The sequence below is a fragment of the Colwellia sp. MB3u-45 genome (assembly GCF_014077005.1).
In the GTDB taxonomy this organism is placed as follows: domain Bacteria; phylum Pseudomonadota; class Gammaproteobacteria; order Enterobacterales; family Alteromonadaceae; genus Cognaticolwellia.
The window spans coordinates 23637-48575 of record NZ_JACGVC010000046.1 but is presented as its reverse complement, the minus strand read 5'-3'; the positions used below and the strand labels follow the sequence as shown (position 1 = coordinate 48575).

At 40.0% G+C, this 24939-nt stretch carries 21 protein-coding genes; 10 read left to right on the top strand and 11 right to left on the bottom strand.

Going from position 1 to position 24939, the window contains the following annotated elements; genetic code table 11:
* Positions 1–122: 122 nt before the first annotated feature.
* Complete coding sequence (locus H4J41_RS09010; RefSeq protein ID WP_182135796.1) at positions 123–986, top strand: YicC/YloC family endoribonuclease; 864 nt, start codon at positions 123–125, stop codon at positions 984–986.
* A 312-nt stretch (positions 987–1298) separates the two neighbouring features.
* On the opposite strand, the gene H4J41_RS09005 is transcribed toward H4J41_RS09010, so the two are convergent.
* On the bottom strand, positions 1299–2723 hold the full coding sequence (locus H4J41_RS09005) for a hypothetical protein (protein WP_182135795.1): 1425 nt from the start codon (positions 2721–2723) through the stop codon (positions 1299–1301).
* 180 nt (positions 2724–2903) lie between these two features.
* On the opposite strand from H4J41_RS09005, the gene H4J41_RS09000 reads away from it, so the two are divergent.
* The 4 genes from H4J41_RS09000 (at position 2904) to H4J41_RS08985 (ending at position 4945) form a co-directional block, all read left to right on the top strand.
* On the top strand, positions 2904–3920 hold the full coding sequence (locus tag H4J41_RS09000; RefSeq protein ID WP_182135794.1) for a YafY family protein: 1017 nt from the start codon (positions 2904–2906) through the stop codon (positions 3918–3920).
* A gap of 304 nt (positions 3921–4224) precedes the next feature.
* The gene (locus H4J41_RS08995; RefSeq protein WP_182135793.1) at positions 4225–4512 is read left to right on the top strand and encodes a hypothetical protein; all 288 of its coding nucleotides are present in this window, start codon (positions 4225–4227) and stop codon (positions 4510–4512) included.
* Positions 4513–4529: 17 nt separating this feature from the next.
* Positions 4530–4727, top strand: a complete 198-nt coding sequence (locus tag H4J41_RS08990; protein WP_182135792.1) for a peptide chain release factor-like protein — start codon at positions 4530–4532, stop codon at positions 4725–4727.
* A complete protein-coding gene (locus tag H4J41_RS08985) occupies positions 4724–4945 on the top strand; it encodes a hypothetical protein (RefSeq protein WP_182135791.1) in 222 nt (73 codons plus the stop codon). The genes H4J41_RS08990 and H4J41_RS08985 overlap by 4 nt, the downstream gene beginning before the upstream one ends.
* Positions 4946–5002: 57 nt before the next feature.
* On the opposite strand, the gene H4J41_RS08980 is transcribed toward H4J41_RS08985, so the two are convergent.
* The 4 genes from H4J41_RS08980 to H4J41_RS08965 form a co-directional block, all read right to left on the bottom strand.
* Complete coding sequence (locus H4J41_RS08980; RefSeq protein WP_182135790.1) at positions 5003–5332, bottom strand: helix-turn-helix domain-containing protein; 330 nt, start codon at positions 5330–5332, stop codon at positions 5003–5005.
* A 10-nt stretch (positions 5333–5342) separates the two neighbouring features.
* Complete coding sequence (locus tag H4J41_RS08975; RefSeq protein ID WP_182135789.1) at positions 5343–5549, bottom strand: antitoxin Xre/MbcA/ParS toxin-binding domain-containing protein; 207 nt, start codon at positions 5547–5549, stop codon at positions 5343–5345.
* A 986-nt stretch (positions 5550–6535) separates the two neighbouring features.
* Positions 6536–7480, bottom strand: a complete 945-nt coding sequence (locus H4J41_RS08970; protein WP_182135788.1) for a response regulator — start codon at positions 7478–7480, stop codon at positions 6536–6538.
* A 189-nt stretch (positions 7481–7669) separates the two neighbouring features.
* Positions 7670–8161 (bottom strand): NYN domain-containing protein, encoded by a 492-nt coding sequence (locus H4J41_RS08965; RefSeq protein ID WP_182135787.1) that lies wholly within the window; start codon positions 8159–8161, stop codon positions 7670–7672.
* 209 nt (positions 8162–8370) lie between these two features.
* On the opposite strand from H4J41_RS08965, the gene plsB reads away from it, so the two are divergent.
* The 3 genes from plsB to H4J41_RS08950 all read left to right on the top strand — a co-directional run bounded on the left by plsB (position 8371) and on the right by H4J41_RS08950 (position 18332).
* Positions 8371–10812 carry a glycerol-3-phosphate 1-O-acyltransferase PlsB gene (gene plsB / locus H4J41_RS08960; protein WP_182135786.1) on the top strand — a complete coding sequence of 814 codons (2442 nt, stop codon included), beginning with the start codon at positions 8371–8373 and terminating at the stop codon, positions 10810–10812.
* 1404 nt (positions 10813–12216) lie between these two features.
* Complete coding sequence (gltB, locus tag H4J41_RS08955; protein WP_182135785.1) at positions 12217–16824, top strand: glutamate synthase large subunit; 4608 nt, start codon at positions 12217–12219, stop codon at positions 16822–16824.
* A gap of 20 nt (positions 16825–16844) precedes the next feature.
* Complete coding sequence (locus tag H4J41_RS08950; protein WP_182135784.1) at positions 16845–18332, top strand: glutamate synthase subunit beta; 1488 nt, start codon at positions 16845–16847, stop codon at positions 18330–18332.
* A gap of 148 nt (positions 18333–18480) precedes the next feature.
* On the opposite strand, the gene ubiA is transcribed toward H4J41_RS08950, so the two are convergent.
* Both ubiA and H4J41_RS08940 read right to left on the bottom strand, forming a co-directional pair.
* Complete coding sequence (ubiA, locus tag H4J41_RS08945) at positions 18481–19341, bottom strand: 4-hydroxybenzoate octaprenyltransferase (RefSeq protein WP_259363137.1); 861 nt, start codon at positions 19339–19341, stop codon at positions 18481–18483.
* Between the two features lie 12 nt (positions 19342–19353).
* Positions 19354–19920 (bottom strand): chorismate lyase, encoded by a 567-nt coding sequence (locus H4J41_RS08940; protein ID WP_182135783.1) that lies wholly within the window; start codon positions 19918–19920, stop codon positions 19354–19356.
* Between the two features lie 357 nt (positions 19921–20277).
* Between H4J41_RS08940 and H4J41_RS08935 the strand changes: the two genes are divergently transcribed.
* Positions 20278–20658, top strand: coding sequence for a flagellar basal body-associated protein FliL (locus tag H4J41_RS08935; protein ID WP_182135782.1), 381 nt, complete (start codon positions 20278–20280; stop codon positions 20656–20658).
* 220 nt (positions 20659–20878) lie between these two features.
* Here the strand turns inward: H4J41_RS08935 and glpG are convergent, their stop codons facing one another.
* The 4 genes from glpG to H4J41_RS08915 are packed head-to-tail and all read right to left on the bottom strand — an operon-like array spanning position 20879 to position 24322.
* On the bottom strand, positions 20879–21745 hold the full coding sequence (gene glpG / locus H4J41_RS08930) for a rhomboid family intramembrane serine protease GlpG (RefSeq protein ID WP_182135781.1): 867 nt from the start codon (positions 21743–21745) through the stop codon (positions 20879–20881).
* Entirely contained in the window at positions 21745–22077 is a 333-nt protein-coding gene (glpE, locus tag H4J41_RS08925; protein ID WP_182135780.1) for a thiosulfate sulfurtransferase GlpE, read from the bottom strand. The genes glpG and glpE overlap by 1 nt, the downstream gene beginning before the upstream one ends.
* The gene (gene tdh / locus H4J41_RS08920; RefSeq protein ID WP_182135779.1) at positions 22077–23105 is read right to left on the bottom strand and encodes an L-threonine 3-dehydrogenase; all 1029 of its coding nucleotides are present in this window, start codon (positions 23103–23105) and stop codon (positions 22077–22079) included. The genes glpE and tdh overlap by 1 nt, the downstream gene beginning before the upstream one ends.
* Positions 23106–23107: 2 nt before the next feature.
* Complete coding sequence (locus H4J41_RS08915) at positions 23108–24322, bottom strand: glycine C-acetyltransferase (protein WP_182135778.1); 1215 nt, start codon at positions 24320–24322, stop codon at positions 23108–23110.
* Between the two features lie 177 nt (positions 24323–24499).
* On the opposite strand from H4J41_RS08915, the gene H4J41_RS08910 reads away from it, so the two are divergent.
* Positions 24500–24928, top strand: coding sequence for an Lrp/AsnC family transcriptional regulator (locus H4J41_RS08910; protein WP_182135777.1), 429 nt, complete (start codon positions 24500–24502; stop codon positions 24926–24928).
* Positions 24929–24939: the final 11 nt, after the last annotated feature.

The window sequence follows — 24939 nt, the reverse complement described above, 5'->3', positions numbered from 1 at the left end:
TTGACGTGGAGCGGGTATATTGCCACCATGATCTCGCAAACTACACCTTTTTAATGTAGATACCCAGTAGTAGCTAGGGCATAATTCACCACAATGTTAATTTAAAAAATTTAGGAAACTCAATGATCCATAGTATGACAGCGTTCGCACGCCATGAAATTAAGGGCGAATGGGGCAATGCCGTTTGGGAAATCCGTTCTGTTAATCAACGTTTCCTCGAAACCTATTTTCGTTTACCCGAGCAATTTAGAAGCATAGAGCCAGTATTAAGAGAACGATTTCGCAAGCAATTAAATCGCGGAAAAGTAGAATGTAATTTACGTTTTAATGCTAACCCAGCAGAAAAAAGTAAAATGACCTTAAATACAGAGCTAGCTGGCGAATTAATGACCCATGCCAATACCATTGCAAGCTTAGCTAATAACGCGACGGTAAACCCTATTGAAATTATGCGCTGGCCTGGTGTGATGGAAGCGGAAGAAGCTGACATGAATACCATTCAAGCAGAAGTACTAGCCGGTTTTGATCAAGCATTAAAAGACTTTATTGTTGCTCGTACCGATGAAGGTGAAAACCTTAAGATGCTTCTTGAGCAGCGCTTAGATGGTATTATCGAGCAAGCCGATATAGTCAAAGGCCACATGCCAGAAATCATAGCATGGCAACGTAAGCGCATTACCGACAAGTTTGCCGATGCTAACATTGAACTTGAATCATCACGTGTTGAGCAAGAACTGGTATTACTGGCGCAAAAAATGGATGTTGACGAAGAAATTGACCGTCTATTTAGTCACGTAAAAGAAACCCGCAGCATTTTGAAAAAAGGCGGCGCACAAGGCAGACGTTTAGATTTTATGATGCAAGAGTTTAACCGCGAAGCAAACACCTTAGGTTCAAAATCTATTAATGCCGATATCACCAACTCAGCGGTTGAGTTAAAAGTGTTAATTGAGCAAATGCGCGAGCAGATCCAGAATATAGAATAGTGTTTTGATGTACCTGTAGTTGCACTGCGCAGTAATTAAAACCTCGTTATTCGAGGTTTTTTTATACCTGATTTTTATTATTTGCTAATGTAGGTTGTAGCTAGTGAGCCTAATGAAGAAAATAGGTAAAACACTCACTATGTCGATTTCATCGACATGAAAATTGAACGTGACGATATTTAGGTTTTAGCACTTGTTAAATACACTTTGATTTGTCCGGGCACTAAAAAAGTATCAAAATATCCCTTTATTTAGCGATCACAAACGCATTTTTGTACAATGCAGCGATATTATTTAGTTCAGCCGTTATGGTTACTGGCACTCATGATCTATTGGTACTTTAATTAATTTGGGCAAGAGGTTTTGCACATTAATGTTTTCTAATTGCTCACAACCAGTTAAATGAATATATTCTAAATATTGCAGCTGCAATTTCTTTGTATCAGCTACTAAAACTATTTGACGGTCTGCAAGGTTTAACGAGGTCAATTTTGATAACTTCTTTAAAGGTTTTAATGAATGTATGGTGATACTTCTAGCGAGAAGTAGCTCTTGCACCGAGAGTAATTCGCCAATATCTTCGATTGAACACCATGTTGTTTTATTTTCTCTGCTTTTCCCGATCAGGATTAGTGTCGTTAGGTTTATTAGCTTAACTATATTAAATAAATGTAAGTTACCCGAATGATAAAGTGTTAATTTTTTCAAGCATTCAGGTACTTGCCACTGTGCAAAATCAATATTATCAATAGCATTACACTCTATAATATTTAATTCTGTCAATTTATTGAGTGAATTTAGTACTTTAATCTCTTTGAGTTGAGGGCAATCATAAATTGCTAATTCAGCTAACTTATCGAGCGAGCTTAATGCTTCAATATTTTTAAGCTGATGGCAGCCATTAATTGTTAATTCAGTAAGCATGAGTAAATTTTCGATACCATTAAGTGACAATAATTTCGAACCTCCCAATAAGCTTAACCTTTGTAGTTTTTTTAATTTATAAAAATCATTTAATGAAGTAAGTTGTTTACATACTTTACCGTCTATTTCTAATGTTTCTAGATTTATTAGCTGAGTTATTTCTTTATATGAACCTGAATAACGTGGTAAACATAGCCATAAATAGCTGATTTTTTGTAATAAGATCAAGCCGTCTAACTTACTTAATGAATCACAATCTAGTAACTCTAACTTAGTTAAATTTGGCAGAGTTGTTATTGCGTCTATACAGACTAGCCCATAGCAACTTCGAATCGAAAGCTCAGTTAAATTAGTTAATTTTTCAATGCCTGAGAGCGAAACTAACTGAGTAAGGTCATATATAGTTAGTTTTGTCAGGTTTGTTAGCTTTCCTATTTGTGTTAACTGCTCAAAGTGCGTTATTGGTTTTGCAGGGGAGTAACAACAAACTTTTAACGATAAAACCGCTATTTTTTTCAGCCACTGTATGTCAATTTCATTACCTAACGCATCACATAAACTTAACTCTAGGGTTTTTAATTTCGTTAAACTAAATAAAACTGATAATGACCTTAAACTATAAAAGCCCGTTAACACTAAATGTTCAAGGTTGATAAAATTAATAAGGTTATCGGGTAAATGTTCAACTAACTTAGTATGAACATGTAAAGGTCGGTCATATAATGCTGATAAATCTAAGTAAATGGTGTTACTCGCTTCTAAAGCACTTAACTTTTCTGATAATTGAATAGTTTGAAGTTGTTGCGGTGTCATAGTATTTAACTTTGTCCATATTTAAACAGTAAAGGAGTGATGCGTAACTTGGAAAGTAAAGTTGCTAATTTTCTTCTTAGGGGCATAGAATAAGAAAATATTGCGACGTAATATGTCGCAACGTTTTACCCTAGTCTTTGCCAAAAGATAATAATAACCAAGTATTGATAAGACATTTATATGCCCACAGCTAAATCAAAAACCCTTGTTCGTGTTATGAGTATGATGCAGTTAATTCCTGTTTATCCACGTTGGACAACCGCTAAACGACTGTTAACTGCGCTCGATTGTAGAGGTTTTTCAGTCAGTAAACGCACTGTTGAACGTGATCTAGTCGAGTTAGGTGACGTATTTAGTTTGATAAGTATTGACTCACCGGAAGGGTTTAAGTGGTCTTATGCTAAAGATAATGCCCAGGCATTTTTACCGGCTATTTCAGCCGAGGAAGCTTTGTCTTTGCACCTAGTAGAGCGACATTTAAAAAATCATTTACCGCTATCTGTATATCAGCAATTAGATGCTGTTTTTAAGAAGTCAGCAGATGTGCTAAATAGCGCGGCTAGAATAAGTACTTGGCCAAATAAAGTGGCTAGTTTGCCTCATGGATTATATCTTTCACCTGTTATTTCTGATGAAAATATTCAATCGACAATATCACAAGGTTTATTAGAGCAACGTAAACTTGATATTTGTTATGGCAAGTCAGTTAAAGTTCACACCATAACTCCGCTAGGTTTGATCGTGCGTGACACAAAATTAGTGCTAGTTTGCTATTTTTACCAATATGACGAACCGCGGCATTTATTAGTTCACCGTGTAAGAAATGCAATATTATTAAATGAAACGTTTGAAAGCGATTTTAATGCCAAGGATTATCTTAAAAAGAATAGCTTAGACGTGGTTGTTAATGGTGAAAAAGTCGTTGTGAAAATGCGGGTAAGAGGGTATGCAAAGCGTTTGCTTAATGAAAGTGAAGTAAACGCTTCCCAAGAAATTGAAAGCGATGATGACACTTGGGATACGGTCACTATCTCTTTGCTACACACTTTGGAACTTGAAAATTGGATTTTAAGTCAATCTCAAGATATTCAAATTATAGAACCCTTGCAGCTCAAGTCTAGGGTGATCCGTCGTTTGTTAAAGTCCATTGAAAACTATGACCTAGACGAGCCTCAGGAAGAATATGTTATTAGTTGAACATGCGGGCTCATTAACCCTAGCGTGCTATAGCGGTAACAAACTTATTTACCGTTGTTCTCGCTCGTACAGGTGAATAGTGAGTGTAGCCGTCTTCCTCTCATAAGGGCCTGGTATGAAATATATTTAGCGACCTATTTTGTCGCTACTGATTGATATCTTGAGATGGTTATATGAGGTCTTGAACACTGCCCAAACAGGGTAGCTTAGACCTGAAAAGGAAAAATGGTTGACTGTGGTGGTTAGCTTTTTTTGTAAGAACAGTACGGTTCATTGAAATAGCCTTTAGCGAGTAATAATAAAAATGCTTACATTCCAATCATCTAAAAAAAATTATATGTCTGATGTACCTATCCCAGCCTTAGAAGCTGAAATTAAAAGAGTGTATGAGCCAAATGAAGCCAAAGCTATCATTAGAAGTTTTCATGATATGACGCTTGGGAGTACGGTGGGCAAGATAGAGGGTAAATTGGCTGTATACCCTTGTGATGTTGTTGCTATTTTTATTCTACTCAAAGCCCCTATTAAATTCATCGATGCTAATGGAAAAGAGCTTACTTTAGATGGGAGTGGTTCAGGTATTTATTGTTAAAGGCCAAGGGATTCAGTATGAGTGAGAGTGATTTAGATATTAGCATTTGTAAAGGTGAACACTCGCATGTTGGAAGTGTTGAGACTGGTGTTGAAATCACGCATAGAGCAACAGGTATAACGGTTTCGTCCCTCAAGGAAAAGTCTCAATACGCTAACAAAGTTATTGCAATGGAACGGTTAGAAATAGAATTGTCTAAGCAGGGGGCACTATGAACACTGAAAAAATAATGCGTTTAGGCCAGGAGCTACAAGCTGAATTACGGTTTCATCCCGTGGACGGCATAACCTCTAGGGAGCAATACGACGAAGTCATAAAGATCATTGATATACTGACCGACGATGATGTAACAAGCGATAAAAACTGGGCATTGCTTGATGTGCTTGTTCCTGCCATCACAAGGTATGACGACAACGATTCTAATTGGCCTTGAGCACTTTCCCAAAGAGGCGAACAGGTTAGCCATGATAGCTGACCTTTTTTGTGCTTGTTATTTAGCTGAGTGGTAAGTATCGAACTTACGCTGTGCTTCTAACCAAGTTCCCACACAGAAGCCTGTAGCTCTTGCTAATCTAACGGCAAAGTGGGGATCAATATTTACTTTTTCATTAAGGAAGTTAGATAAGTGCTTAGGTGTAATCCCTAAATTCTCAGCAACCTCTTCGTTTGTCATAGAGCTAACGTGCTTCAAGTAATTACGATTAAAAAAGTCTGATGGGTGTTTGCAGAATAGACCATCAGGACGCTTCACCAACTGAACAGTGTCCCGATAGATCTCAGGGTTCTTTTTTAACGTTTCAATATCGATTTCAGTGTTCATTTTAACTCCCTCAGACAAACATCCCATGGTCTAAGCAACTAATTAAATTTAAGACAATGCTAGCATTTTCGTCGGTATTAATCATATCGATAGGCCGCTTGTTATCAAGGCCGCGAACTGGATAATTTAACCAACGCTTAGCGGCTTTATTGTCATTAACAAAGAACGCTTGTGCTGCTTTGGTTATTGCGGCAAGCCTTTCTGTATCATTTTTCATAATAATTACCTTTTAAGCACCATGCTCTAGACTAACAACCAAGTATAAAACCATTTGAGTTCATAGATTAACAAGATGGCACGACAAATTATGTCGCAGGAAAAATAACGCAGGCAACTGCACTGGGAAGTTGCGCGGGGCAATGCTGTGAAATATATCTAGGTAACAAGCATACTTAGGCGTAGTAGTGATACTGACAGGTATTTTATTGTGATAGGAGTAAGCAGTACCCCTAGTTATTATGTTTATCGCTAGGATCGATTTATTACTGTAACGGGTTGCGGCACCGATGAAAAGGTACACCTACACTTGCGTGTATTTGTACTTTTAGCAACCTAAAATCCGTCAATACAGTATTTGTAATGGGCTGTATCACAAATGATTATGCGGTCGGTTTGTATGAATAAGGATTGAGTTGGAACTGTGGAATGGCTAACTTCGCAACGAGTTTGAATGCACTTTTATAAAGTGTTTAATTTGACTCATACTTGCCAACAGCGTGCTTATTAATGAAGGTGGCTGTAAAAACTTTTACTTGGGTTATATTTACTTTGATAGAGCGCGATGAATACTCCGTCTCCGAGTGAGTTAAATTTCATGCTAAAATTAATACGCGAGCAAAGAAAAGATAATAAGTAGCAAGCAACTACGACCAATACCAATTGATATCTTTAGCTAGTAGTTTGGTAGGTGGTGATAAACAAACTCTCTACTATCTCTACTAAAGAATTTTGTCTCTGTACTCTGATTTTTAAAAAATTAAAATTGCACGAGAAGGATGGAAAAATAATTTGCCATCCTCATCTAAATGTTATTGGCGTGATGCTAGAAAAAGACACCACAAGCGCAAAGTAGCGTGCTCTTTCTATTAACAGTATTAGCTTACAATTAAAAAAGTAACCGTGAATTAGTCATGTTATTTGTAACCTATGACGTTCAAAACGTTGTTGATAAACCAGTGGACATTATTATCAACGGGGCGCTAGTTAAGCTATTTTTAAGTATTGCTTAATAATTTCTGCACCATTATCAGCGTTGATTGGTTTAAAAATAAAGCCAGAGATACCTTCGCTTTCACAACGTTTAATCAACACTTGGTCTGTTATTGAAGATAACATAACCACAGGAACGTTACTGCCATCAGCTCTTATTTTTGCTAATGCTAGGTCACCATTCATTTGCCCCATAACAACATCTAGAAATAGAAAGTCAGGCTTGTGATCCTGCACCATAGTAACGGCAACCGAACCATCTTCAGCTTCAATAATGTTGCTATAACCAAGCTGTAATAAATAACGTCTTAGTGCTTTACGGATCATGCCACTGTCATCAACTAAAAGTATTTTACTGTCTAGCGGTAATGTTTGGGTGTGAGGATTACTAATACCGGTACTGGCTTCTCGTTTAATACCTATAGTTTGATATTCAACATTGCGGATCAAGAGGTTAAAATAATAACGACCAACACCTTCGATAGTGATCGGCACGGTTATAACCTCGGTAACACCCGCTAAGTATTTTTCCATGTCATTTACATTGTGAACAAAGTACGGACTAGAAAACTTATAATCTAAGCTATAACGGCCATGTAAGTCGGTTGAGCGACCCACAATAGTATTACCCCATTCGGCTAAGGCATGACTTAACTCTTCATTAATTTCAGTATATTGATATTTTTCTTCAAACATATGTTCACAAACTGAGTTACCTATCGCGATAGCCGTTTCTGGATAATGGTGCATCATGATAACCCCATCTAAGCCACCAGTGACTTCAGAACATACCGCGTAACCTTTAAAACGAAAATCATCAACGCTGTCGACAAAAGCCTCACCAGCCTCGCCAATAAGATTTGTCATCGCTTTTAAACTGGCAAGTGACTCGTTGATAAAGGGGTATAAAATCACTTTATGTAATGCTTCTACTGACATACTTGTTCCTTTGGTATTATTATTTTTAAATCGACCGGCCAGTGTCTTTCTCAGCTCAACCCTGAATTGAGAATTTAGCTAAAGTTGGCACTTAACTTACGCGGCATTGAAGAGTATTTATTTGCACTCTGTGTAATTGCTCTCTTAGCATACACTTAATATTGCCAAGTTGGCTACCCATAACATTAACTACAACAATAGCTTGCGATCAATAGGGAAAAATTCGCTCGACGCATTAATTAATGACTGTGCGGTTAGCGCTGTGACGCCATAAACATGGGTTTTTACGCCGTCGCGTAACATGATCTTTTTCAGCAACAAATCAAAATCACCATCACCTGAAAGTAATATAACGATATCAACTTCGGCTGCTGCCTCCATCACGTCAATGGCGATGCCGACATCCCAATCACCTTTTGCAGAGCCGTCGCGACGCTGAATAAAAGGTTTGAGTTTTACATCAAAGCCAATATGTTTTAAGGCTTTTTGAAATTTATGCTGTTGGTCGTCACTGCGTTGTATTGCATAAGCATTTGCCAAGACAATATCACCTTGTTGGCTGATTTCTTGCCAAAACGCGCGATAATTAAATTGCTGTTGAAAAGTATCTCGTGTGGTGTAATAAATATTTTGTACATCAACAAATATGGCAATTTTTGGTAATTGGTCGCTATTTTGCATAAAAATCCTCTTTGCTAAATGAAGCTATATTTTGACTTAATTTCAATAAATTCGTTATATTTCATTATGGTACTTGGTTTGAACACTTTTAACAGTTAATTATTAGCTGCTAAGAACGAGCATCGCAAGCCAAAATTTAGTCTTAGTATAAGAGACAACTTTTAAGCTAAGTGTTATAATAAACGATCAAATAAAGCAGAGTAAACAATATGTTAGCCATTCGTAAATTATTTTATTTATTACTACGTTTACCAATAAAGTTATTCGTGCATTGCAAAGTGGTTGCCGATGAAATAATTAATTTAGGTCAATTAACCACAGAGCAACCGGTTTTTTATGTGCTACGTCATCAATCGGCTAGCGATGTTTTATCGTTACGTACCGCTTGTAAAAAAGCCAATCTGCCTGACCCATTAGCGCCAGTGAATGTTGATGGTCAAATTTTGTCACGTTTACTGTTTTTGGAAAAACCCACGGCATTATTTTATTGGCGCCAATCAACAAAAACTACGGCAATAGCGCAAGGGTTTGAATTGCTTAATGCTCACGCTAATAATGAAAAACTAGACGCGCTACTTATTCCAGCCAATGTCATTTGGGGACGTACTCCAACGAAAGAAAAAAACAATACTAATGTGGGTACGCTGTTAGCCGATCAAGAATCTCCAAACTGGTTACGCAAATTTTTCATTGTTTTATTTTTAGGCCGTCATACCTTGGTGCGCTTTAGTGCCGCTATTTCATTTCGCCACATGGCCGATAAGCACGGTAGTGATGAAGTCAGTGCGCGAAAATTAATGCGTATTGCACGTTTTCACTTTCATCGACAAATTATTGCGGCCACAGGGCCCAGACTGATGCATCGTCAACAAATGTTTGCTAACTTAATCGTCAATCCTGCGATAAAACGCGTGATCAGTGAAGAAGCAAAAAATAAAAACATCACTGAAGCACAAGCTAAAAAGCAGGCATTAGCCATAATGGATGAAATTGCCGGTGATTATCGCGATGTGACGGTACGTTTTGGCGAACGCATTCTGGGTTGGTTATGGAATCGCCTGTATAGCGGTATCGAGGTTAATAAAGCTGAGCGCTTACGCAACTTAGCGCAAGAAGGGCATGAAATTATCTACGTGCCGTGTCATCGCAGCCATATGGATTATTTGCTACTCACTTATGTAATTTTTCAACAAGGCTTAGTTACACCCCGCATCGCTGCGGGTATTAATTTAAATTTTTGGCCAGCAGGGCCTATTTTTAGAAAGGCTGGCGCCTTTTTTATTCGTCGTAGCTTTAAGGGTAATCGCCTTTATTCCACTATTTTTCGTGAATATTTAGGTTTACTTTTTGAACGTGGCTACCCAGTTAAATATTATTCTGAAGGTGGACGTAGCCGAACCGGTCGATTACTGTCACCAAAAACCGGTATGCTCGCCATGACCATTCAAAGTATGCTGCGCGGTATTGACCGACCATTAACCTTAGTGCCGGTTTATCTTGGCTATGAACACGTGATGGAAGTGGGCACTTATCATAAAGAATTGAGTGGTAGCCAAAAGAAGGGTGAGTCGATATTTGGCGTGATTAAAGCGATACGAAATTTGCGTAACTATGGTAAAGGTTACGTTAACTTTGGTGAGCCGATTAATGTTAATCAGTTTCTAAATAACCAGGTACCTGACTGGAAACAAGCCATTGATCCTATTGACCCACAAAAACCTAAATGGCTAAACCCCAGTGTTAACTTGCTAGCACAGCAAGTTATGACCTCAATCAACCAATGCGCGGCGTTAAATGGTGTTGCTTTAGTATCACTGATTTTACATGCAACAGAAAATAAAGCCTTATCTAAAGCTGAGTTAATCAGTCAACTTGATTTTTTCATCGCCATGCAACGTTTTGCACCATACCATGTTGAATTAACCATACCAGATGACAGCGGTGCAGCATTGTTAGAGCACGTAATTTTGCTCAATAAAGTGACGGTAAACCAAGACAGTTTTGGTGAGATTATTTCTTTAACTGACAGTGCAATCTTGGAGCTGCGTTACTATCGCAACAATATTTTGCACACCTTTATATTGCCATCACTGGTTTGTCGTTTACTTGAGCGCAATGCAAAAATTAGTCAAGACAGTTTACTGGGCCAAGTTCAGCGTTTAATAGAATTATTAAAAACAGATTTATTTTTATGGCAATCAGCCGATGACGTTGCGCAACAAGTACAAGCGGTTTGTCAGTTTTTGGCACAAGAGGGCATTGCAAAACAAAGCAAAGCCGGTGTTTGGTCATTAAGCAGTGGCGATGAAAATCGGGCCACAATACGTTTAATCGCAGAATGTGTTAATGAAACTATGCAACGTGTTGCCATTATTACCTCACTACTGAGTCAATTAGCACCGATTAAAAAGCTTGAGTTAAATGAAAGAGTGGTGGCTATTGCTCAACGCCTATCCGTATTAAACAATATTAATGCGCCTGAATTTATTGATAAAAAAGCGCAAGCAACATTAATTACCGCGATGAAAAATCAAGGCTATATCGTGTTAGATGACGACGATAAATTAGTTGATAGCAGCACGCTAGGCTTATTAAAAAGCTCAGTGAGTAATTTAGTTGATATCGAGGTTCTACAAAGTATCGTCCGCTAGTACTATTTGCTAGTACTATTTGCTAGTACTAGCGGCTATATTGCTTTTTACGACCGTTCGTTGTGTTAACAGCAAGTAGCTCATAATGCGGGTGGATAATGTTTGAAAAGGGCTTAAACGTCTGACTCATAACGTGGCAAAGCCGCAAGCTGAGAGGTCTCATTAACCGAGCAAGCTGGAAGTGACGCTGCTGTTGCTGTTTTAGGCTCACGGCTAAAGGCGCTAATGCAATCGATGTTCTAGTTGATGGCATACCCCAATAGGCGGTGTGTTGTCGCTTGTAATCGTTTTAATGGCCTTGACTGTGAAGAAGCATCTGGTGTCTGCTTTTTTGGCTGTGGCTTTGCCATGCGCTAAACATGAGCACTTAAGGCGACTATTTCACCCTCACATGGATTGCTAGCCTGCGTAGTTCTATTTAAAAACCTTTCTTGATGATGTTTTACTCTAGTAGCCAAAGCTGACCATCTACCATTAGCTGTCGCTACTTTATATAAGCTGGCTATTAGCATTAAGCTGATTGAGTTCTAGCCCTTGCTTGCATGCAATCATTTATTGGATTTTTTGCACTGCTGCACTGGGCATGAAAAAGTTTATATTGAACTTCCTCGCTATTACCCTTGCCTTACTGAGATAAGGTTGGCTATTAATATCGACCTTAGCGTTAATTTTGGCAAATCTAGCCAGGATAAATTTATCCTAGAGTTGATTTTTTGTGCCTAAGTGTCATATGTTTATTTTAAACAGCTAACTTTTTAGTGCTTATAACCGATCAAAACTAAGCTATATATCGGGGTGATGAGTAAAAAACACTCAAAAATGTTAAAGTCGGTCTCATAGCCACAACTTGCAAAGACTAAAATGTAGCCAAAATATGATTTATCTGGCTGAGCGTTACTCTTATTACCCCTAAATTATATTAGTAGGCAATGCCTTAAAGTGAGACGATTGAGAATGAAAAACCCCCTTGTAAAAATATAATGGTTTTCTTTGCCGTAAAGCTAATTTTCAACTATATATGCAGTATAAAGAGTGTCTTATAAAAAAATAAATTAGCTAACGTGCCGTGATAAAACTAAATTTAAAGACTTGGAGGGTAAATATAAATAGTTTTTAATATCAATTTAGCACTATTTATATGCAAATAATTAGAATATAAATTCACATTAGAGTTGACTCAGAGCCATTTTACATATAATTTTCCCGGCCGCTTTAAATAATGATTTTCATTAATGACATATCGTCTCATAAAAACTCAGTAGAAGTTTCGCGATAGATGTTCAAGAAATTCAAAGTAATATTCTGAAGGACCAGTAGCGCACACTTTGAGCATTAAAAATAGATGACTTAATTAGCAAAGACAATTTAGCTAATAGCAATCGCTTGATGAAATAGGAATGAGCAATGAATGATATGAGTAAAAAACCCCAAGGCCTTTATCGTGCCGAGTTTGAACATGACAGTTGTGGCATTGGCTTTGTTGCCAACCTAAAGGGTAAAAAATCTCACGATATTATTGACAATGCACTCACCATGTTGAGTTGCATGGAACATCGTGGTGGTACAGGTTTTGACGTGAAAAGCGGTGACGGTGCCGGTATTCTTATTCAAATACCTCATGATTTTTTAAGCGCAGAAGTTGCAAGCTTAGGTTTTACCTTACCCGATGCTGGAGATTACGGCGTCGGCATGATTTTCTTTCCGCGCTCAAAAGCGCAAAGTGACGCGTGTAAAAGCATATTAAACCAAAATATTACTGACTTGGGCTTAACCTTGATAGGTTATCGTGATGTCCCAGGTGACAACTCTATGTTAGGCGCTGCGGCACTTGACAGCGAGCCGAACATAGAACAAGTGTTTATTGCCAAGCCAGAAAAACTAACAGCACAAGAATTTGAGCGTAAGTTGTTTGTTTTGCGCAAATACACCTCGCATAAAATTAATGCCACTATTGCCGAAGAACGTGACGAGTTTTATGTTACGTCAATGTCGTCAACTAAAATTGTCTATAAAGGCCAGTTTACCACGCAGCAAGTTCGCCAATATTATCTTGATCTGCAAGACGAGCGAACTATCTCTGGTATGGCGATGTTCCACTCACGTTTCTCAACCAACACTTTTCCTGCTTGGCGTCGTGCGCAACCGTTTCGTTATATCGCCCATAATGGTGAAATTAATACCGTACGCGGTAACATTAACTGGATGAATGCCCGTGAAGCATTGTTTAGTTCAGTTAATTTTAGCCCTGCTGAATTAAACATGTTGAATCCAGTTTGTAATAACGATAACTCTGATTCTGCCAACCTTGATATGGCCATTGAGTTATTGGTGTTAAGTGGACGTTCGCTAGCGCAAGTCATGATGATGATGGTGCCAGAAGCATGGCAAACTCAAACAGATATGGATGCGACCAAACGCGCATTTTATGAGTATTATGCTTGTATTATGGAGCCGTGGGATGGCCCAGCCTCGTTATCGTTTACCGATGGCAATGTTATTGGCGCCACGCTAGATCGTAACGGTTTACGTCCTTCGCGTTACTTGTTAACTGACGATGGCACCTTAATCATGGGCTCTGAAACGGGTACCTTGTGTGTTGATCAATCCACCGTGGTTGAAAAAGGTCGTTTGCAACCGGGTAAAATATTCATTGCGGACTTAAAGCAAGGTCGCATCATCAGTGATGACGAAGTAAAGCAAGAAGTTAGCTCGGCACAGCCTTATGGTCAGTGGATAGCAGAAAATAAAATTGAGTTAGACCAACTCCCTGTATCACCGGCTTCTATTGCACAGCCGCCATTAGCAGAATTGCGCAAAATACAAAAAGCCTTTGGTTATACCAGTGAAGATCTTAACTTAATACTGGCCGGTATGGTGGGCACGTCGAAAGAGCCATTAGGCGCGATGGGCACAGATACGCCATTAGCCGTATTGTCACATCGTCCACAGCAATTATCACATTATTTTAAGCAGTTGTTTGCTCAGGTGACTAACCCACCTATAGATCCGATTCGTGAAGAGTTAGTGATGTCATTGCGTGGCTATATCGGTAAGTCACTCAACTTACTAGAAGAAACCGCCGCGCATTGTCATAAAGTTGAAATTGAGCAACCGGTACTGACCAACGAGCAATTACGAAAGTTACAGCATATTGATAATGATCATCTGCAATCAAAAACTATTAGTATTACTTTTAAAGCGAGTGGCAAAGCTGGCGCGCTTAAAAATGCACTGGACCGGGTTTGTTTATACGCCAAAAATGCGGTTGAAGATGGCTATGCCATATTAATCTTAAGTGACCGTGAAGTTGACAGTGATCATGTCGCTATTCCATCGGTATTAGCAACCGCGGCTGTGCATCATTATTTAATTCGTGAAAATTTACGCTCTTACGCTGATATTATTCTTGAATCTGCTGATATTCGCGAGACGCACCATTTTGCCACCGTTATTGGTTATGGCGCAGCAGCGGTAAACCCCTACTTAGCACTAGAAAGTATGTATGGTTTACGTGATGAAGGCGTACTTGATAGTCAATTATCAAACGCGCAAATTACCGACAAATATACTAAAGCCGTTGGTAGTGGTTTATTGAAAACCTTCTCTAAGATGGGTATTTCAACATTACAGTCGTATTTAGGCGCGCAAGTTTTTGAAGCCTTGGGTATTAACGCTGAAGTTGTTGATAAGTATTTTACTGGGACTGTCAGTCGAATCGAAGGCTTAAGCCTAGATCAAATTGCTCAAGAAGCGCTATTACGTCATCGTGAAGGTTTCCCTGAAGCGAGCCGTATTGCTATTGAAAACTTATTGCCAACCGGTGGTGAATACTCGTGGCGTCATGATGGCGAACGTCATCTATTTAGCCCAACGGTTATTCGTTTACTACAGCATTCAACAGCCAGTAACGATACTAATCAATTTAAGCAGTACGCAAAAACAGTTGATGATCAGAGTAAAGAAGCCTTTACTTTACGTGGTTTACTTGAATTTAGTAGTGATCGCGCTTCAATTCCCTTAAGTGAAGTTGAACCGGTTGGCAACATTTTCAAACGTTTTGCCTCAGGTGCCATGTCATTTGGTTCAATCTCGTGGGAAGCACATACTACGCTAGCTATTGCAATGAACCGCATTGGTGGTAAGAGCAACAGCGGTGAAGGTGGTGAAGACCCCATTCGTTTTACGCCGTTAGAAAATGGCGACTCAATGAATTCGCGCATCAAGCAAGTTGCTTCGGGTCGTTTCGGCGTGACCAGTCATTATTTGGCTAATGCTGACGAGTTACAAATTAAAATGGCGCAGGGCGCTAAACCGGGTGAGGGTGGTCAGTTACCGGGTGATAAAGTGGATGCTTGGATTGGTAAAACACGTGGTTCAACACCAGGTGTTGGCTTGATTTCACCACCACCACATCATGATATATATTCTATTGAAGATTTATCACAGCTTATATTCGATCTTAAAAATGCTAACCGCGATGCCCGTGTTAACGTTAAATTAGTCTCTGAAGCCGGTGTGGGTACGGTCGCATCAGGTGTGGCCAAAGCTTATGCTGATGTGGTACTGATTGCCGGTCACGATGGCGGCACCGGTGCTTCACCACTGAGTTCAATTAAACATACCGGCTTGCCGTGGGAACTTGGTTTGGCTGAAACCCATCAAACCTTGGTACGTAATAAACTGCGTAGCCGAATTACCGTACAAACAGATGGTCAACTTAAAACACCACGCGATTTAGCGATTGCAACCTTGCTTGGCGCAGAAGAGTATGGCATGGCAACGGCAGCACTGGTGGTTGAAGGTTGTATTATGATGCGCAAGTGTCATTTAAATACTTGTCCTGTTGGCATAGCAACACAAGATCCAGGCCTGCGAGAGCGCTTTACCGGTCGTGCTGACATTTTAGTGAATTTCTTTACCATGATGGCGGAAGGCTTACGTGAAATCATGGCTGAGTTAGGTTTTAGAAGTATTGAGGAAATGGTTGGTCAGACTCAGTGTCTTAAGCAACTTGAAAATGTTGACCATTGGAAATACAAAGGTGTTGATTTAACGCCGTTATTGCACAAAGTAGAGTGCGAAGAGAACGAAACACTTTATCAATCCATTAATCAGAAACATCTGATTGACGATATTATTGATCGCAAGATGATAAAAGATGCGCAAGCCGCGCTTGATAGTCAGAAAAGCGTTTCTCTTGAATATGATGTTATCAATACCGATAGAACGATTGGCGCGATGATTTCTAATGAAATCTCTAAAAAATATCATGCTGAAGGTTTACCAGAAAACACCATTAAGGTGAAGTTCAACGGTTCAGCGGGTCAAAGTTTTGGTTGTTTCTCAGCTAAAGGCCTGCATTTTGAACTGGAAGGCGATGCCAATGATTACTTTGGTAAAGGACTTTCTGGTGCAAACCTGGTGGTATACCCAAGCAAACAAGCCAAATTTTCAGCCAGTGAAAACATCCTAATTGGTAACGTGGCCTTTTTTGGTGCAACCTCAGGTACTGCTTTTATACGCGGTATTGCTGGCGAACGTTTCTGTGTGCGTAACTCAGGCGCTACCGCGGTTGTTGAAGGTGTTGGTGATCACGGTTGTGAATACATGACGGGCGGTAAAGCCGTTATTTTAGGCACAACGGGTCGTAACTTTGCGGCGGGTATGTCGGGTGGTATCGCTTATGTACTTGATAAGAACAATGACTTTGCCCCTAAATGCAACATGGAAATGGTGGCATTAGAAACGGTTGATACCGAGGCTGAAAGTCTCGAATTAAAAGCCTTAATTACTCAGCATTTTGACGCTACTGGCTCAGATGTTGCCAGTGAATTATTGAGCGATTGGAACAACAACGTTAAGCGTTTCGTGAAAGTTATGCCAGTTGATTACAAGCGTATGCAAGGCTACATGAATGACGTACGTGAAAGCGGTAAGTTCGAGTCAGAATATGACGTAGCCGTTCAAGCATTCGATATCCATTTAAACAACATAGCTAGCGCAAAAGCTTAAGCTGCCAAGGAGAATATATTATGGGAAATCCAACAGGATTTATCAACGTAGGTCGTGCCTTGCCAACTGAACGCGATCCAAGCGAACGTTTAATTGATTGGCTTGAAGTCTATGAAGAAATACCACTGGCTGATGTTGAGCAGCAAGCTTCTCGTTGTATGGATTGTGGTGTGCCATTTTGTCAGTCAGCGAAATCAGAGTTTGCTCCGGTCGTCGCGGGTTGTCCGGTTAACAACATTATTCCTGAATGGAATGACTTAATTTACCGAGGACGTTGGAAAGACGCCATCGATTTATTGCATAAAACTAATAACTTCCCTGAGTTTACTGGCCGAGTATGTCCTGCACCTTGTGAGGGTGCTTGTGTACTGGGGATCAATGCTGACCCAGTAGCGATTAAGCTGCATGAAAAAGAAATTATTGATCATGCCTTTAAAGAAGGTTGGGTCGTTGCCCAGCCGCCATCAGCGCGTACCGGTAAAAATGTTGCTGTTATTGGCTCAGGCCCTGCTGGCCTTGCTGCGGCGGCGCAGCTGAATAAAGCGGGTCATATGGTTACTGTCTATGAGCGCGCTGATCGTATTGGTGGTTTGCTGATGTACGGCATCCCCAATATGAAGTTGCAAAAAGAACTCGTGCAACGTCGTGTTGATATTTTAGCCGAAGAAGGCATAGTGTTTGTCACTAATACCGAAGTGGGTAAAGACATTAGTGCAGCACAACTTGAAAGCGATTTTGACTCTGTTGTGCTATGTGTTGGCGCAACCGTACCGCGCGATTTGCCGGTTGAAGGTCGTGAACTTAAGGGTGTTCATTTTGCCATGGACTTCTTGAAAGCTAATACTAAAAGCTTACTCGACAGTGAACATAAAGATGGTCAGTACATTAATGCTCAAGGCAAAAATGTGGTGGTTATTGGTGGTGGTGATACCGGTACGGATTGTATTGGCACCTCATTACGTCATCAATGCCAAAACGCTATTCAACTAGAAATTATGCCATGTCCTCCAGGGCAACGTAGTGCAGAAAATCCTTGGCCAGAATGGCCAAAACGTTTGCTGGTTGATTATGGTCAAAAAGAAGCAATTGCCGTTCAAGGTCAAGACCCTCGTCAATATTTAGTGATGACTAAAAAAATTGAAAGTGACGACCAAGGTAATGTTAAAGCGGTACATACGGTTCATATAACTTGGCAGCGCAATGACAAGGGCCAAATGTTCCCACAAGAAGTTGCGGGCAGTGAAAAAGTTATTCCGGCTGACATCGTACTCATCGCCATGGGCTTCATGGGCCCTGAAGGTGGCTTGATTGAGCAGTTCGGCCTTGAGCAAGACAATCGCTCTAACATAGCGGCAGAATACGATAAATTTGCTACTAGCAAGCCAGGCGTGTTCGCTGCCGGTGATGGTCGCCGTGGTCAAAGTTTAATTGTTTGGGCTATTGATGAAGGTCGTCGTTGCGCTCGTGAAGTAGACACTTACTTAATGGGCAGTAGCTACTTACCTTAAGGTAATAGTGACAACCGCTTTGAGTGTAAAGTGATTAATGATTAAAAAAGTCCTAGCGTTTTGATAACGCTAGGACTTTTTTATGTACAGGAGCGGCGCATAACAGGATGTAGGGTATAGCGAGCACAGGCAAAGCTACTTAACAATCTTATAAATACTCCACCATTACACCAATAAAGACAATTAAACCGACATAATGATTATTTAAAAAGGCTTGAAAGCAACGGTCACGATCACGGCCAGCAATTAAAATTTGTTGATAGCAGAAAAAGCCTGCAGAAATCACTAACGACAACTGAAAAGGCCAACCAAAGGCTAAAATATCACCAACAGTAAATAATAAGCCTAAGGTCATTAATTGTAAAAATAAGATAATACGTTTATCACGATCAGCAAAGACGATCGCTGTTGATTTTACGCCTATTCTTAAATCATCATCACGATCGACCATAGCGTACATGGTGTCGTATGCGGTAGTCCATAAAACGTTGGCGGTAAATAAAAGCCAAGCGGTAACCGGTATTTGACCTTGCTCTTGGGCAAAAGCCATAATCATGCCCCAACTAAACGCGGCGCCTAATACTAGCTGTGGAAAATGAGTTATACGTTTCATAAACGGATAACTGGCCGCTAATATAACTGCCACAACAGAGAGCATAATGGTGTAATTACTTAAGGTTAGCACCAAGGCAAAAGCCAGTAAAATGAAGGTGGCAAACAACTGCAAGGCTTCATTACTCGACAAAGCGCCAGTGACTAAGGGCCGATTTTGCGTACGTTTAACGGCACCATCAATTTTTTGGTCGGCATAATCATTAATAATACAACCGGCGCTGCGCATTAAAAAAACACCTAGGCTAAACACCACTATCATATGTAATGACGGCCAACCATCAGAGGCAATCCACAAGGCCCAGTAAGTTGGCCAAAGCAACAAGTAAGTGCCAATGGGCTTATCCATACGGGTAATTTGTGTGATAGCACTTAGTTTTTTCTTCAAATTACTCAAAGTAATACTCTTTTATTTTTGATAGGCAATGGCATTAGGTAAAAATATTTCTGCCACCATTAAGGGTTTATCATCAAGTACAAAAACCGAACGACGGCCCCAAAGGGCTTGTGGGGTGTTTTTTAAGGCTAAATAATTGGCGAGATTAGCGACACTAGAGTCTTGGTCAAACACCGCCACTTCAATTTTTTTGCGCCGTAAATCGGGATGGTTAAACAATACCTGCCCTAAAGACTGCGTACCCAAATGCGCTAACTCTTGCTGAGCGCCGGTTAAAGAGCTTAAAGGCAATAAACTTCTGGCGAATACTTGGGGAATATCGTCACAATACAATAATACTTCGCGTACCAATACTGGCTCGCCCGCGCTAATATCATCATTGGCTTCAACCGCATCACAGACTTGTATGCATTGGCCTAGTACTTCGACACGAAATGGTTGACCATGGGATTTCAGTCGTGCGGTTAATGAACTAGGATCGAGTAACCAATCGCGTAAGCTATTAGGCAGCGTAAAGTTTTCTGGTGGCTGCCAGTTTGCGACCATTTGCACAGGAAATAATGAATGCTCTGTTGTCATACTTGAAAACTATTTAACGAAAAACGACGTATGATAGCGTTTAGCATGGCAAAAATACAGCGTACTCCCTCTATTGCATAACGCTTACTTACCCTACTTACTGACGCCCGTAGATATTAGCGATTTTAGGCCAGTATTATTTATTAGGTATTTATTAGGCATTAGTTTGATATTAATTAGGTATTAGTTAGGTATTAGTTTGATATTAGCTAGATATCAGTCAGATAAGCGTCAGATAAAAAAATCGCTAAATAACTCAACGTATGATCAAAATTCAGGTTATCATTTAATCGCAATCAACCTATTTACTGTTTGACTATAAACAGTAAATTTATTAACCAATTTGAGTTTTAGTGTATGAAAACATCCATTGTTTTAATCTTAGTACTGCTTAGTTCGTCTTTTGCCAAAGCGGCTGATTATGCTTACTTTGGCTTCGAACCTTCGATAGTAACTAATTACGTGGCCGTTAAGAAAAAAATGGGCTATGTTCGCCTAACGGTAGAGTTGATGATTGAAGACTCGGTAAATTATACGATTGTTGAGCATCATGCACCCTTGCTGCGTGATGCCATTATTAATATTATTGGTCAACAACCCGAGTCACAAATAAAATCAATCAATGGCCGCAATGAAATACAGCTTTTGTGTGAAGAGAAAGTTAAACAATTATTAGCAGAAGAAACAGGTAAGCCATTAATTAAAAAGTTGTTATTCACTCAATGGCTAGATAACTAAAGGCTACTAAACCAACTACCCATCATGAATGCTCAGAGTGTTTGATGAAAGCACATGCACACCTATGTCACTCACTTTGTCAGCTATGGATTAAAACAAGCGACTACTTGGATATTTATTGAATCACTACTCACACGAGTGATTAAATAAATACCTTACCTTTCGCGATTTTTCCTATATAAAGCCAATCAACTAATGAATGCAGCAGGTATTATTCATATCAGCTAGTGTGTTTTTTATCTTGTAAAACGTGAAGATAAGCCAGTAGACAACCACTGAGCAAACCTAATAAATGTGCGGTGTTCGCGACATTAATCGGCATTAAGCTGGTATAACCTAATAATAACCAAAACAGCATAAAGCCAATAATGGCTTTAGGCAGTGATAGCCCTTTTTCTGGCTGCAACCAACCCAGCCACCATACATAGCCAACCAATGCATATACTACGCCCGATAAACCACCAAAGTTGGGGCCATCAACAAAAAATTGCCCAACATTAGACACCAGCGCAGAAATAATCAGTAACTTGACTAAGCTAGCTTTTCCCATCACTTGCTCAACCGAGCCACCCAATTGCCACCACCACATAGTATTAAAAATAAGATGCAACCATGAGAAGTGAAAAAAAGCGGGCCCAATTAACCGATGAGGTGCTTGTAATACCGCATCAAAGCTTAATTGTGGATAGAATTGTAGATAATGAAATATTGTATTGCCCCAGCCAAAATTACTGGCAAGAAAAACCAACCAACATAAGCTGAAAACCACTGAGGTTACTATACCCGCATGAGCAAAAAACTGAGTTTTAAAACTGCTCAATAAGGCTGGAGAACTTGAGTTAACCTCTGTCACATGACTATTTTGCCAAGCGGCTTGCTGATATTTAGCTTGGTAAGGCTCAGCGATAAATTGCTCAAACTCTTGTTGAGCAAAATCATATTTATCAGCTTGGCAGTAGATAACAAAACCTGCCTCTTCATTTTGCACCTGCGCCTGAACATCAACTGTGTTCAGGTAGTTGCAAAACAGTAAGGCAATATTGTGTTGTGTTACTTTTACCAGGGGCCGTAGTTCTTGTTGCAACATTAGCGAGCAACAGCATCCGGATGTTGTAACTGCCAATCAGTAAAACCGCCATCCAAAGAATAAACCTCGGTAAAGTCTTGGCTGATCAAAAACTGCGCCGCTTGTTGACTTGAAATACCGTGATAACAACACACCACGACGGGGGCGTCAAAATCAGCAGTACGCAAAAATTCAGCTAAACTGTCATTACTTAAATGTATAGCATTAGGGATATGCCCAGATTGAAACGAAGCGTGATCACGAATATCCACCACCACATGCGTATCACTTGCTAACGTTTGATGCAGTTCACTGATTTGCATATGTTTAAAAACTTCTTCGCTACTTGCCATTATTTTTCCCAGTTTAAAATTACTTTACCTGATTGCCCTGAACGCATGATATCAAAACCTTGCTGAAAATCATCAATATTAAAGTGATGGGTGATCATTGGTGATAAATCTAGGCCTGATTGAATTAAACTGGCCATTTTATACCAAGTTTCAAACATCTCACGACCATAAATGCCTTTGATGGTTAAGCCTTTAAAAATAACCTGACTCCAGTCAATCGCCATATCCTGTCCAGGAATACCTAACATAGCAATTTTACCACCATTATTCATGTTGTCTAACATATCGATGAACGCCATCGGTACCCCTGACATTTCCATACCCACGTCAAAGCCTTCAGTCATACCTAAATCGTTCATCACATCAGTCAGCTTTTCTTTAGTGACATTAACCGCACGAGAAGCACCCATTTTACGCGCTAAGTCTAAACGGTATTCATTTACGTCTGTGATCACTACATGACGCGCACCGACATGTTTTGCCACCGCTGCTGCCATAATACCAATAGGGCCAGCACCTGTGATTAAAACATCTTCGCCCACTAAATCAAACGACAGTGCGGTATGCACCGCATTACCAAAGGGGTCAAAAATAGCCGCTAAGTCATCTGAAATTTCATCAGGTAATTTAAAGGCGTTAAAGGCGGGCAGCACTAAATATTCAGCAAAAGAACCTGAACGATTGACGCCGACACCCACAGTATTGCGACATAAGTGTGTGCGACCTGCGCGGCAGTTGCGACAATGACCACAAGTGATATGGCCTTCACCAGAAACGCGGTCACCTACGGCAAAGCCACGTACTTCTTGACCCATGCCAACCACTTCACCGGCATATTCATGGCCAACAACCATAGGGACAGGAATCGTTTTTTGTGCCCATTCATCCCAGTTATAAATATGAATGTCGGTACCGCAAATCGCAGTTTTTTTAATTTTGATCAGCAGATCGTTATGGCCCACTTCTGGCATAGGAGACTCTGTCATCCAAATACCAGGTTCAGATTTTAATTTCGCTAATGACTTCATGTTTAACCCTCAATCACTTGCATTTCTTTACCAATGCGCACAAAGGCTTCAATGGCTTTATCTAATTCAGCTCTGGTATGAGCCGCAGAAATTTGTGTACGAATACGCGCTTGGCCTTTAGGGACGACAGGGAACGAGAAGCCAATGACATAAATGCCTTCAGCTAATAATCGATCAGCCATAGCGCTAGCTACTTTGGCATCACCCAGCATAACCGGAATAATAGCGTGATCAGCACCGGCACAGGTAAAACCGGCTGCTTCCATTTGGCTTCTAAAATAGGCGGCGTTGTCTTTTAATGTTTTGCGTAATTCGCCACCTTCGGCTAATAAATCAATCACAGTAATTGAGGCATTAACAATCGCAGGAGCTAATGAGTTAGAAAATAAGTAGGGGCGTGAACGTTGACGTAACCATTCAACCACTTCTTTTTTCGCCGCAGTATAGCCACCTGATGCGCCACCCATGGCTTTACCTAAAGTACCGGTAATAATATCAACACGACCCATAACATCGCAGTATTCATGGCTGCCACGGCCTTGTTCACCAACAAAACCTACTGCATGCGAGTCATCAACCATGACCATGGCGTTGTATTTGTCAGCTAAATCACAAACCGCTTTAAGATTGGCAATAACGCCGTCCATCGAAAACACCCCGTCGGTAGCAATTAGCTTAAAGCGGGCGCCGGCTGCATCAGCCTCAATTAAACGCGCTTCAAGTTCAGCGGCGTCATTATTGGCATAACGAAAGCGTTTTGCTTTACATAAACGTACACCGTCAATAATCGAGGCATGGTTAAGTGAATCACTAATAATCGCGTCTTCAGGCCCTAACAAGGTTTCAAACAAACCGGCGTTAGCGTCAAAACATGAAGAATACAAAATAGTATCTTCCATACCTAAAAAGGTACTTAATTTTTGCTCTAAGGTTTTATGAATGTCTTGTGTGCCACAAATAAAACGCACTGAAGCCATACCAAAACCGTGTTCATCTAAACCTTGTTTAGCGGCGGCAATTAATGCGGGGTGATTAGCTAAGCCTAAATAGTTGTTAGCACAAAAGTTCACGACAGCTTCGCCGGTGTTAACCGCCATTTGTGGTTGTTGCGCCGTCGTTATTACTCGTTCAGCTTTATATAAACCGTCTTCTTTCACTTGGTTTATTTGCGTGGTTAAATGGGCATAAAAATTGTTGGTGCTAGCAGAATCGGTCACATTAATTCCTTAAAAAATAAAAGTCTTTCAATAACGTTATTATCCGCCCAGACCATAATATAAAAAAGTGACATTACTTAATAATTTGTCTTTTTTTATAGTCAAATTGACATATAACTATGTCAAAGTGTAATATTATGGCTGTTTTCTTGCTTTTTGCCATTTTAGGAATGCCCATTGTTAACTGAAAAAGATGAAGAACTACTGTCAATATTACGGCTCAATGCCCGAGCCAGTGTGTCTGACATAGCCAGAGCAACCGGTGTTTCAAGAACAGCGATACAAAACCGACTGAATAAGCTTGAAAATAATCATGTTATCGAAGCCTATAGCGTCGTTTTAGGCCGTGAATATACCAGCCAATTAATTACCTCTAATGTGTCATTAAAAGTAAACCCAAATTTGCGAAAAACTATCTGCTTAGCCTTGCGAAAAGTTCACCAAATCAGTCATATATATTCCATTAGTGGTGAATACGATTTATTAGTGTCAATACAAGCGAGTACCTTAGAGAAGCTAAATGAAGTACTCAACATGGTTTGTTCACTTGAAGGCGTAGCCAGAACTAATTCATCCATTATTCTTGATACAATTTTTAAACGTTAATATCTGCTTAT

Excerpts from the sequence above, each read along its gene's own strand:
- H4J41_RS09010 (WP_182135796.1), top strand. The coding sequence starts at position 123 with ATGATCCATAGTATGACAGCGTTCGCACGCCATGAAATTAAGGGCGAA.
- H4J41_RS09005 (WP_182135795.1), bottom strand. The coding sequence starts at position 2,723 with ATGACACCGCAACAACTTCAAACTATTCAATTATCAGAAAAGTTAAGT.
- H4J41_RS09000 (WP_182135794.1), top strand. The coding sequence starts at position 2,904 with ATGCCCACAGCTAAATCAAAAACCCTTGTTCGTGTTATGAGTATGATG.
- H4J41_RS08995 (WP_182135793.1), top strand. The coding sequence starts at position 4,225 with ATGCTTACATTCCAATCATCTAAAAAAAATTATATGTCTGATGTACCT.
- H4J41_RS08990 (WP_182135792.1), top strand. The coding sequence starts at position 4,530 with ATGAGTGAGAGTGATTTAGATATTAGCATTTGTAAAGGTGAACACTCG.
- H4J41_RS08985 (WP_182135791.1), top strand. The coding sequence starts at position 4,724 with ATGAACACTGAAAAAATAATGCGTTTAGGCCAGGAGCTACAAGCTGAA.
- H4J41_RS08980 (WP_182135790.1), bottom strand. The coding sequence starts at position 5,332 with ATGAACACTGAAATCGATATTGAAACGTTAAAAAAGAACCCTGAGATC.
- H4J41_RS08975 (WP_182135789.1), bottom strand. The coding sequence starts at position 5,549 with ATGAAAAATGATACAGAAAGGCTTGCCGCAATAACCAAAGCAGCACAA.
- H4J41_RS08970 (WP_182135788.1), bottom strand. The coding sequence starts at position 7,480 with ATGTCAGTAGAAGCATTACATAAAGTGATTTTATACCCCTTTATCAAC.
- H4J41_RS08965 (WP_182135787.1), bottom strand. The coding sequence starts at position 8,161 with ATGCAAAATAGCGACCAATTACCAAAAATTGCCATATTTGTTGATGTA.
- plsB (WP_182135786.1), top strand. The coding sequence starts at position 8,371 with ATGTTAGCCATTCGTAAATTATTTTATTTATTACTACGTTTACCAATA.
- gltB (WP_182135785.1), top strand. The coding sequence starts at position 12,217 with ATGAATGATATGAGTAAAAAACCCCAAGGCCTTTATCGTGCCGAGTTT.
- H4J41_RS08950 (WP_182135784.1), top strand. The coding sequence starts at position 16,845 with ATGGGAAATCCAACAGGATTTATCAACGTAGGTCGTGCCTTGCCAACT.
- H4J41_RS08940 (WP_182135783.1), bottom strand. The coding sequence starts at position 19,920 with ATGACAACAGAGCATTCATTATTTCCTGTGCAAATGGTCGCAAACTGG.
- H4J41_RS08935 (WP_182135782.1), top strand. The coding sequence starts at position 20,278 with ATGAAAACATCCATTGTTTTAATCTTAGTACTGCTTAGTTCGTCTTTT.
- glpG (WP_182135781.1), bottom strand. The coding sequence starts at position 21,745 with ATGTTGCAACAAGAACTACGGCCCCTGGTAAAAGTAACACAACACAAT.
- glpE (WP_182135780.1), bottom strand. The coding sequence starts at position 22,077 with ATGGCAAGTAGCGAAGAAGTTTTTAAACATATGCAAATCAGTGAACTG.
- tdh (WP_182135779.1), bottom strand. The coding sequence starts at position 23,105 with ATGAAGTCATTAGCGAAATTAAAATCTGAACCTGGTATTTGGATGACA.